Raw genomic sequence first — 10141 nt, forward strand, 5'->3', positions numbered from 1 at the left:
GGCCGGGAGCAAGCAGCGACTGCAACCGGCGGCCGTCGCCGGCGGCATCGACGATACCGATCTGCGCCAGGCGGCGGGCGAGCTGTGCCGGCGCGTGGACCACGCTGGCCAAGCTTTTAACGCCTTCCGGCAGAGCCGCGTCGCCGGGCTGGATCGCGCTTTCGCCCCAATGCACCGGCGCGCTGCGGTCAAGCGGCACGTCGAGGTCTTCGCCAAGGGCCGCACCCAGCGCCGTTTCGAAACCGCGATCGACGCTGATCTGCTCCAGCACGGCCGGGAAGAGATCGCCGCTGGCTGCATTCAGGATTTTGGCCAGCGTGCGCGCTTCGGTTTCGATCCGCGCCAGCTCGGCCCTGGCATCCTGAAGCGGTGGCCGGGCAGAACTTTCCGTGGCGCGGGCATCGATGACAGACTGCTCGGCCTCAGACACGGCAGCCTCGGCCTCCTCCAGCAGCGCCATGGCCTGTTCGACCAGCACCCGCTTCTCGGCCGGATCGGGCAGGCCAGCGACCTTGGAGAGTATCTCAGACAATTCCCGGTCGACATCGGCAAGCTGGCGCGCGAAGCGGTCGCGGCGTTCGGCGGTGTCGCGCAGCGTCCGTTCGATCTGGTTGCGCGAGGCGGCAGCCTCGGCCCGTTCGGCTGTCAGCGCGGCGAGCTTGGCTTCGCTTTGCGAAAGCGTCGACGCCGCCTGTTCGAACGCCGCACGGGTGGTGGCTTCGCGTTCGGCGGCGCCGGCATTTTCCGAATTGAGTGCCGCCTCTTCGGTGCGAAGGCGCTCGAGAATGTCCGCATTGTCGCGGACCATGCGCTCTTCACGTGCGATATCGCCGTCGAGCTGCTGTAGCCGGCGCTCGAGTTCGCTCTGACGGGCGCGGATGCGGCCGGCTTCCTCCTCGATCTGCGACTTGGCGATCGACAGGCGCTGGAAGGCAGCAGCGGCGGCGGCTTCCGCGTCGCGCAAATCCGGCAATCGGTGAGCACCGATACCTTGCTCCCTGGCGGCGGCCATCTGGGCCGCGGCGCGGTCGCCGACAAGGGCTGTCGCAACCGCCAGCGCCGAACGCGCCTCGCCTTCCTGGGTCTTGGCCAGCGTCCAGCGCAGATGCAACAGCGTCGCTTCGGCCTTGCGGATATCGGCCGACAGGTTCTTGAAGCGGGAGGCCTGGCGCGCCTGGCGCTTCAGGCTTTCGATCTGGCTTTCCAGCTCGCCGACGACGTCGTCCAGTCGTTCGAGGTTCTGCTCGGCCGCCTTCAGCCGCAGTTCTGCCTCGTGGCGGCGGGTGTGCAGGCCGGAAATGCCTGCTGCCTCTTCGAGCAGCGCGCGGCGTGCCTGCGGCTTGGCCTGGATCAGTTCGCCGATGCGGCCCTGACCGACCATCGACGGCGAACGCGCGCCGGTCGACTGGTCGGCGAACAGAAGCTGCACGTCCTTGGCGCGCGCCTCCTTGCCGTTGATACGGTAAAGCGAGCCGGCCTCACGCTCGATGCGGCGCGACACCTGCAATTCGTCGGCATCGTTGAAGGCAGCGGGCGCCGAGCGGTCACTGTTGTCGAGGAAAAGTGTGACTTCGGCGGTGTTGCGTGCCGGGCGCGTGCCCGAGCCGGAAAAGATGACGTCGTCCATGCCGGACGCGCGCATGTTCTTGTAGGAGCTTTCGCCCATCACCCAGCGCAGCGCCTCGACAAGGTTCGACTTGCCGCAGCCGTTCGGCCCGACAATGCCGGTCAGTCCGCGTTCGATGACGAACTCGCCGGGCTCGACGAAGGACTTGAAACCGAGGAGGCGAAGGCGCGAAAACTTCATTCGCGCCGCCCACTAAGCGGATTACCGTGGTTTTGCGATGAGAATTCGCGGCACGACCGGAAGCCGCGCACGCCGAAGCGCCGCCGCCTCAGGGCTGACTGGACGTCAGAGCAGAGGGTCGATGATGGCCGACATTTCCTCAATCGACATCGCCCCCTTGTAGGTCTTACCGTTGATGAAGAAGGTCGGTGTCGAGTCGACCTTGAATTCATTGGCGCCACGCTTCTGGACCGATCTCACATCGTCCAGAAGTTTCTGGTCCGTCAAGCAGGCCTCGAAGGACTCCTGTGTAAAACCGGCGAGCTTCGAGATTTGCAGCAGTGCATCCTTGGTGTTCTGAACGCCAGCCCAGTTCGCCTGCTGCCTGAACAGGACGTCGACCATAGGGTAGTAGTTGTCCTTGGCGCAGCGCGCCAGCATAAAACCGGCTTCGGCACTCGGATCGAACGGGAATTCGCGCAGGATGTAGCGCGCCTTGCCGGTGTCGATGTACTTGGTCTTCAGGTCCGGAAAGGTGGTCTCGGCGAAATGCGCGCAGTGCGGGCAGGTCATCGAGGCGTATTCGACGATGGTGACCTTGGCGTCGTCCTTGCCAAGCTGTTTGTCGGGCAGCGCACCCGGCTTCATCAGTTCCGCCATGTCCACGGTGCCCTGGGCTTCCGGCGCGGTGGCGGCGGCCGGCGTGGCCGGCGTCGCGGGGGCGGCCGGGGCCGCAGGTTTCACATCCGCGGCCTTCGCCTCCTCGCCAGAGTCGATGCAGGCGGCGAGCAGGGCCACCGCCGGAATGGCGGCCAGCGAAGACAGGACGTTTCTGCGAGACAAGCTTTGGCCAAACGGGGGACGGTTCATACGAATCACCTGACAAGGGTTGGATTTTGCAATGCAAAGACACGAAAAGGCGAGAGTTGGCGCGAATTAAGGCATCTCGATCCCCAATCCAATCGCGAAACCTGACAAGGGCGATCACGAATGCGAGATAGTGACGACGAATCCATGACTTTCTTCAAGACGCCTATGATTTTCTCTCCCCAATAATGGTCGCGCCAAGTTTCTCCAACGAGGCGCGCAGTTCATCATTATCGACCAGGCCGACAGTTCCCGACAATTTCGTCTTCTCAGCCGCCGTCAGCGGCCTCAGGGCCGGTTTGCGCCTTCCTTTGTCGGTTGTCACCGGCTTCTGCAGGATCCTGATGCGATTGATGGCGGTGAAGCCGAGGAAGGCGTTGACCCGGTTGATGATCTCGCCCGTCTCGTGCTGCAGATGAAGTGCCGCCATGCCTTCGCAGGCAATGACCAGCACGGCCGGCTCGAACGGATCGTCCTCATGCATACGGCGCGGCCACTGGATTTTTTCGGGGCGCGAATGGCTGGCCAGCCGCGGGCCGGCGATCTCGTCCCATGACTGGACGAGGCCGATCGAAATGCCAGCCCGCTTGCGCAGCACCGGATCGAGGATCCTGGTCGCGAGATCGCTGACCGGGACGGGATTGCCGTAGGGCGTTCTGCCTGCCATGTACGTCCTCCAGCCAAGACCCCAGCAGATACCGGCCAGGCCGATACAGATCAATGGCACCAGCAGACCAGACCCGCAAGACCGTATCCTGGGATAGTGGCAAAGCCACATCCGGGGACAGCAGCAGAGCTGCATCCGGAGATAGCAGCAGAGCTGCATCCGGGCATATCGCGTCCCGCCTGCTAGGCTGGTACGACGTGCACCACCGTGAATTGCCGTGGCGCATCACGCCTCGTGAGCATGCGCGCGGCGTGCGGCCTGATCCCTACCGTATCTGGCTCTCCGAGGTCATGCTGCAGCAGACCACCGTCGAAGCGGTGAAGGCCTATTTCCGGATTTTCGTCGAGAAATGGCCCGATGTCGAGGCGCTGGCCGCGGCGCCTGCGGAGGACGTGATGAAGGCCTGGGCCGGGCTCGGCTACTACTCCCGCGCCCGCAATCTCAAGGCGTGTGCCGATCTTGTGGCCGCGCGTGGCGGCCGGTTTCCCGACACGGAAACGGCTTTGAGAGAACTGCCAGGCATCGGCGCCTATACGTCGGCGGCCATCACGGCGATTGCCTTCGACCGTCCCGCCGCCGTTGTCGACGGCAATGTCGAACGCGTCATCTCCCGGCTGTTTTCGATCGCAACCCCGCTCAGCGAAGCCAAGCCCGAAATCCGTGCCCATGTCGAGCGCATGGTGCCCGGGACAAGGCCTGGCGACTTCGCCCAGGCGATGATGGATCTCGGCGCCACCATCTGCACGCCACGCCGGCCGCGCTGCATGCTATGCCCGCTGCGCGAAGACTGCAGCGCGGTCGTTTCAGGCGATCCCGAGCACTTCCCGGTGCGCCTGCCCAAGGCCGACAAGCCGCAGCGGCACGGCGCGGCCTTTGTCGCCGTGCGGGCCGACGGCGCCATCCTTCTGCGCAAACGGGCGGAGAAGGGTTTGCTCGGCGGCATGACCGAGGTGCCGACGACGGGCTGGACCGCGCGGATCGATGGGGCGACCACGGAAGCGGCCGCGCCCTTTCCCGGCGACTGGCGGTATGCGGGCCGCATTGCGCATGTCTTCACGCATTTCGCTCTCCAACTCGAAGTCTTTCACGCTCACATCAAAGGTGATGCGCCAGACGGGCATTTCTGGTCGCTCGCTCACGAGATTTCCGGCGAGGCGCTGCCGACTGTCATGAAAAAGGCAATCGAGGCTGCGATACCCGGCGCGACGAAAAAGCCGTCGCCACACAGTGCAAAGAGGCCCCATGACTGAAATACGCCACATCGTTTTCGACATCGGCAGAGTGCTGATCCACTACGATCCCAACATTCCGTTCAGCCGCCTCATTCCGGATGCCGAAGAGAGAAAGTGGTTTTTCGACAATGTCTGCACGCATGATTGGAACATCGAGCAGGATCGCGGCCGCACCTGGGAAGAGGCCGAGGCGCTGCTGATCGCGGACCATCCCGATCACGCGGAAAACATCCGCGGGTTCCGCCGCCACTGGCACGAGATGGTTCCACATGCCTATGACGACAGTGTCGCCATCATGCTCGGTCTGATCGAGAGCGGCCACGACGTGACCATGCTGACCAACTTCGCCAGCGACACGCTGGCCGAAGCCCGCGAGCGCTTCGATTTCCTCAACCGCCCGCGCGGCGTCACCATCTCGGGCGAGATCGGCATGATCAAGCCGGATCGCGGCATCTACGATCACCACGTCGCCGCATTCGGCCTCGAACCGGCGGCCACGCTGTTCATCGATGACAGCCAGAAGAACGTCGATGGCGCGAAGGCGGCAGGCTGGCAGTCGGTGCTGTTCACCGATGCAGAGACGCTTCAAGCAGACCTCGAACGTCTCGGAATCAAGGCTTGATTTGAATCACTTCGCGCGATCCGTTGAGCCTTTGAATCAACGGCATTCGAAGCAATTGGCAGGGGTTCAGGCCCCTGCCCGCTCCATGCCGAGCCGCGCGATGCGGCGAAGCTCGTCGATCGGGGTCAGGCCACCGCTGCGCTCATAATGCCAGAAGGTCCAGCCGTTGCAGGCATCCAGCCCCTGCACTTCGGCGCCGATCTTGTGGATCGAACCGGCGCTGTCGCCGATCGCCACAGTACCGTCGGCGCGCACCTTGGCGGCCCAGCGCTTCTTGGCGTCGTAGAGCGTCGCACCCGGCATCATCAGGCCGGTGTCGATCAGGCTGACGAAAGCAACGCGCGGCTCGGCGCGCTTGCCGGTCAGCACGGTGAGATCGGCGCCATCCAGTGGCCGCACCGCGTCGATGCGCTCGTTGGCGGCGTCGATATAGGCCTGCTCGCGTTCGATGCCGACGAAATGGCGGCCGAGACGCTTGGCCACCGCGCCGGTGGTGCCGGAGCCGAAAAAGGGATCGAGCACGATGTCGCCCGGTTTGGTCGAGGCCATCATGATGCGGGCAAGCAGCGCTTCCGGCTTCTGCGTCGGGTGCAGCTTGTCGCCATTGTCGTTCTTCAGCCGCTCGCCGCCGGTGCAGATCGGAAACAGCCAGTCGGAGCGCATCTGGATATCGTCGTTGGACGCCTTCATCGCTTCGTAGTTGAAAGTGTACCCCTTGCCCTTCTGGTCGCGGGTGGCCCAGATCATCGTCTCATGCGCGTTCTGGAAGCGGCGGCCGCGGAAATTCGGCATCGGGTTGGTCTTGCGCCAGACCACGTCGTTGAGGATCCAGAAGCCGAGATCCTGCATCTTGGCGCCGACACGGAAGATGTTGTGATAGGAGCCGATGACCCAGATGGTGCCGTTGGGTTTCAGCACCCGGCGCGCCGCCAGCAGCCAGGCCCGCGTGAAAGCGTCATAGGCCTCGAAACTCTCGAACTGGTCCCATTCGTCATCGACGGCGTCGACCTTCGACTGGTCGGGGCGGTGCAGGTCGCCGTCGAGCTGCAGATTGTAGGGCGGATCGGCGAAGATGACGTCGATCGATTTTTCGGGCAGCCGGTCGAGCGCGGCGACGCAGTCGCCCTTGAGGATCGTGTCCAGCCATTCGGATTGCTGGGGGGCGTGGGATAGCTCGTCGAGAAGACGCACGGCAGACATTCTGACACCCAGGGCACGCGTTACTGTTTACTCCTGGTTATGGTTACCGATCAGCGTAAATATTCCGTGAAGGCCAAGGCACGGGTGGGGCGAATTTGCGAAGGCGGCCCTGTTGGTGTATGCCGCGCCGCCTGAGCCTTCCGAGGCCACTTCGCCCTCCCATTGTCCGGATCACCATGCCCCAGCCAGACCTTGTCATCTTCGATTGCGACGGCGTGCTCGTCGATTCCGAGATCATCGCCGCCCGTGTCGACGCCGAGCTTTTGACCTTGGCAGGATACGAGATATCGGCTGAGGAGATTTCGGAGAGCTATGCCGGCCTGACCTTCAAGGACATCATGCTGCGGGTCGAGGAAAAGTCCCGCATCCCCTTCCAGGCCTCTCTGATCGACAGGGAGGAACAATTGGTCGACCGCAAACTGCGCAGCGACGTCCGCGCCATCGATGGCGCGCGCGAGGCCGTTGCCGCGGTAACCGTGCCGCGCTGCGTCTGCTCGAATTCACGCTCCGAGCGGATCGAATTCATGCTGGAGAAGGTGCATCTTTTGCCGTTTTTCGCCGACCGGATTTTTTCGGCGATGGAAACACCGACCGGGAAAACGAAACCGGCGCCGGACGTGTTCCTGTTCGCGGCGGAGAAACTCAACGCCAACCCGGCAAACACTTTCGTCATCGAGGATTCCGTGCACGGCGTCCACGGCGCAAGGGCGGCGGGCATGCGGGTGATCGGCTTCACCGGAGCCGCCCACAGCTATCCCGGCCATGCCGACGCGCTCACCGAGGCCGGCGCCGAGACGGTGATCCGCCGCTGGGCGGAGCTGAAAAGCGTGATCGCGGCGCTGTCGGAGTGGTCGGACGCCTGAGAAGCGTGCGCCGCGACGCACGCCTCATGCAACTGCCGAGACCTAGTTCGTCGCGGCAGCCCTCTTGCGGCGGGTCTTCTTCGGCTTGTCGGCCGTTGCCTGATGCGCGGTTTCGTCATAGCCGGCAAAGGCCTGATAATCCTGCGCCGTCGGCTCGGGCACGACGACATTGGAATCGGTGAAGACGAACTGCGTGGCAACCGAAGGATCGGTGACCTGGACCTGATACTGGTGGAGCTGCGAGTAGAGGACCTCGGTGCCATGCATCACAGCCGTTCGGATCGGCATGGTGATCGTGCCTGGAGAAAACTTCGGTCCGGGGACAATCTTGCCGGCGACCGCAATCTTCATCGTCAGCTGGCCGTTGGCACGGCTGCAGTCGCGTGTCACGTCGCTGACCGACGCCTGGTAGATGATATTGGGCGATTCGTCGGGCGGAGTTGCAGCAGCGGCGTCAGCCTCGGCCTGGGCCGCGGCATCCTGCGCGGCGTCGCCGGTCTTCTTGATCCTGGGCTTGGGCTTCTGAGCTTCCCTGGAATAGGTGTTGAAGAAGGCCGTGCCGTCGCGCACCGTCACCCGGGGGCAATAGGCCTGCAACTGGCTGGCCAGTATCTTGGGATCCTGGGGCGGCGGTGGCGCCGTCGGGTCCTCCTTCTTGCCTATGCCGAGGTTCAGGATGCCATTGTCGCCCGATTGGCAGCCGGCGGCGGCAAGCATAAAGCCGGTGAGCGCAAGACCCGCCAAAAAGCGACCACTGAATGTACGAAACGCCATGAAACTGCACTTCCCTCTCGCAAAGCTGGTGACGTATATCAACCGCGCGGCAAAAATGCGACTGAGCCAGCGCAGAAATTAACCACCTTGCGGTGGATGGAAAAGCCAAGCAGTAACGGAATTGTGACATGCACTATGTGAGTACCCGCGGGGAAGCCCCCGTTCTCGGATTTTCCGACGCCGTGCTGGCCGGGCTGGCGCGCGACGGCGGGCTCTACGTGCCGCGCGAGTGGCCACAGTTTTCCGCCGCCGAGATCCGCGCCATGCGCGGCCTTGCCTATCCCGACCTTGCGATCCGCGTGCTGTCGCCGTTCCTTGGCGACGAAATCCCGGCCTCCGTTTTCGAGCGGCTGGTGCGCGAAGCCTATGCCACCTTCCGCCACGAGGCCGTCTGCCCGCTGGTGCAGACCGGCCCCAACACCTTCATCCTGGAACTTTTCCACGGGCCGACGCTCGCCTTCAAGGACGTGGCGATGCAGCTTCTGGCCCGGCTGATGGACCATGTGCTTGCCGAACGCGACCAGCACGCCACCATCGTCGGCGCCACCTCGGGCGATACCGGCGGGGCGGCCATCGATGCCTTTGCCGGTCGCAGCCGGACCGACATCTTCATCCTTTTCCCGCACGGCCGCGTCTCGCCGGTGCAGCAGCGGCAGATGACGACGTCGACGGCTGCAAACGTCCATGCGCTGGCGATCGAAGGCAATTTCGACGATTGCCAGGGACTGCTCAAGGACATGTTCAACGATCACGGCTTCCGCGACCGGGTTGCGCTTTCGGGCGTCAATTCGATCAACTGGGCCCGGATCATGGCCCAGATCGTCTATTATTTCTCCTCGGCGCTGTCGCTCGGCGCGCCGGACAGGCCGGTCTCCTTCACCGTGCCGACCGGCAATTTCGGCGATATCTTCGCCGGCTACGCCGCCAAGAAGATGGGCTTGCCGATCGAGCGGCTGGTCATCGCCACCAACGACAACGACATTCTGGCGCGCACCTTTTCGACCGGCGAATACCGCACCAAGGGCGTCTTTGCGACCACGTCGCCGTCGATGGATATCCAGGTGTCGTCCAATTTCGAACGCCTGCTGTTCGAGGCCTCCAGCCGTGACGCGGCGACCGTGCGGCGCTACATGGACGGTCTGAAGCAGTCCGGCGCTTTCACCATCGAACCCCAGCAAATCGCCGGGATGCGGTCGGAATTCGACGCCGGCCGGGCTGATATGGACGAGGTCGCCGCCACCATCCGCTCGACGCTCGCGGCCAGCAACTATCTGCTCGATCCGCACACCGCGGCAGCTGTACATGTCGCTGCGGGCAAGGCGTCAGGCGCCGTCCCGATGGTGGTGCTGGGTACCGCACACCCGGCAAAATTCCCGGCCGCCGTCGAAGCCGCCAGCGGCGTGTCGCCCGCACTGCCCGCATGGCTAGGTGGGTTGATGACATCGGAGGAAAAATACACGGTACTTCCCTCCGACCTGAAAATGGTGGAAGATTATGTCGGCCGCCGCGCGCGGGCGGCGCGTTAAGGAGTACTAGCCATATGGGTGTTGAGGTAAGCCGTCTGTCGAACGGCCTGACAGTCGCCACCGAAACCCTTCAAAGCATCGAATCGGTTGCCCTTGGTGCCTGGGTCAAGTCGGGTGCCCGCAATGAACGTGAGGACGAGCATGGCATGGCCCATCTGCTCGAGCACATGGCGTTCAAGGGCACGAAAAGGCGGAGCGCCTTCGAAATCGCCTCGGAGATCGAGGACGTTGGCGGCGAGATCAACGCCGCCACCAGCGTCGAAACCACTTCCTACTATGCCAGGGTGCTCTCCGACGACGTGCCGCTGGCCGTCGACATTCTTGCCGACATCCTGCAGGAGTCCGAATTCGACCCGCAGGAACTCGAGCGCGAACAGCATGTGATCCTGCAGGAGATCGGCGCCGCGCACGACACCCCCGACGACATCGTCTTCGACCGCTTCACGGAAACCGCCTATCGCCATCAGACGATTGGACGCTCCATTCTCGGCACGCCCGAAACGGTCAAATCCTTCACCTCCAAGCAACTCCACGACTTCATCGAGCGGCAATATGGCGCCGAGCGCATGGTGATTGTCGCCGCCGGCGACATCAAGCATGACAA

The 10141-nt window shown here is 63.7% G+C and carries 10 protein-coding genes; 5 read left to right on the plus strand and 5 right to left on the minus strand.

The features are described from left to right. The 3 genes from EN984_RS10160 to EN984_RS10170 form a co-directional block, all read right to left on the minus strand. The coding region (locus EN984_RS10160) for an AAA family ATPase (protein ID WP_164765424.1) at positions 1-1807 on the minus strand (1807 nt) is incomplete at its 3' end. A gap of 105 nt (positions 1808-1912) precedes the next feature. Further along, a complete protein-coding gene (locus tag EN984_RS10165; RefSeq protein WP_127383727.1) occupies positions 1913-2656 on the minus strand; it encodes a DsbA family protein in 744 nt (247 codons plus the stop codon). A 163-nt stretch (positions 2657-2819) separates the two neighbouring features. Beyond that, the gene (locus EN984_RS10170) at positions 2820-3320 is read right to left on the minus strand and encodes a DUF721 domain-containing protein (protein WP_127268827.1); all 501 of its coding nucleotides are present in this window, start codon (positions 3318-3320) and stop codon (positions 2820-2822) included. Between the two features lie 53 nt (positions 3321-3373). Between EN984_RS10170 and mutY the strand changes: the two genes are divergently transcribed. Continuing rightward, positions 3374-4570 carry an A/G-specific adenine glycosylase gene (mutY, locus tag EN984_RS10175; protein WP_127268826.1) on the plus strand — a complete coding sequence of 399 codons (1197 nt, stop codon included), beginning with the start codon at positions 3374-3376 and terminating at the stop codon, positions 4568-4570. Beyond that, on the plus strand, positions 4563-5174 hold the full coding sequence (locus EN984_RS10180) for an HAD family phosphatase (RefSeq protein WP_127268825.1): 612 nt from the start codon (positions 4563-4565) through the stop codon (positions 5172-5174). Before mutY ends, EN984_RS10180 begins: the two co-directional genes overlap by 8 nt. Positions 5175-5240: 66 nt before the next feature. Here EN984_RS10180 and EN984_RS10185 read toward each other — a convergent pair whose 3' ends face one another. Next, positions 5241-6374, minus strand: a complete 1134-nt coding sequence (locus EN984_RS10185) for a site-specific DNA-methyltransferase (RefSeq protein ID WP_127268824.1) — start codon at positions 6372-6374, stop codon at positions 5241-5243. A gap of 176 nt (positions 6375-6550) precedes the next feature. Here EN984_RS10185 and EN984_RS10190 point away from each other — a divergent pair, with 176 nt between their 5' ends. Further along, on the plus strand, positions 6551-7237 hold the full coding sequence (locus EN984_RS10190) for an HAD family phosphatase (protein WP_127268823.1): 687 nt from the start codon (positions 6551-6553) through the stop codon (positions 7235-7237). 42 nt (positions 7238-7279) lie between these two features. Here the strand turns inward: EN984_RS10190 and EN984_RS10195 are convergent, their stop codons facing one another. Continuing rightward, positions 7280-8011 (minus strand): hypothetical protein, encoded by a 732-nt coding sequence (locus EN984_RS10195; protein ID WP_127383728.1) that lies wholly within the window; start codon positions 8009-8011, stop codon positions 7280-7282. 128 nt (positions 8012-8139) lie between these two features. On the opposite strand from EN984_RS10195, the gene thrC reads away from it, so the two are divergent. Both thrC and EN984_RS10205 read left to right on the plus strand, forming a co-directional pair. Beyond that, positions 8140-9537: a threonine synthase gene (gene thrC, locus EN984_RS10200; protein ID WP_127270308.1), complete on the plus strand. Its 1398-nt coding sequence runs from the start codon at positions 8140-8142 to the stop codon at positions 9535-9537. A gap of 14 nt (positions 9538-9551) precedes the next feature. After that, positions 9552-10141 (plus strand): pitrilysin family protein (locus EN984_RS10205; protein ID WP_164765425.1); only part of this gene is annotated, 590 nt, incomplete at its 3' end.

Origin of the sequence: Mesorhizobium sp. M7A.F.Ca.CA.004.12.1.1 (assembly GCF_003997835.1) — a bacterium.
Lineage (GTDB): Bacteria > Pseudomonadota > Alphaproteobacteria > Rhizobiales > Rhizobiaceae > Mesorhizobium.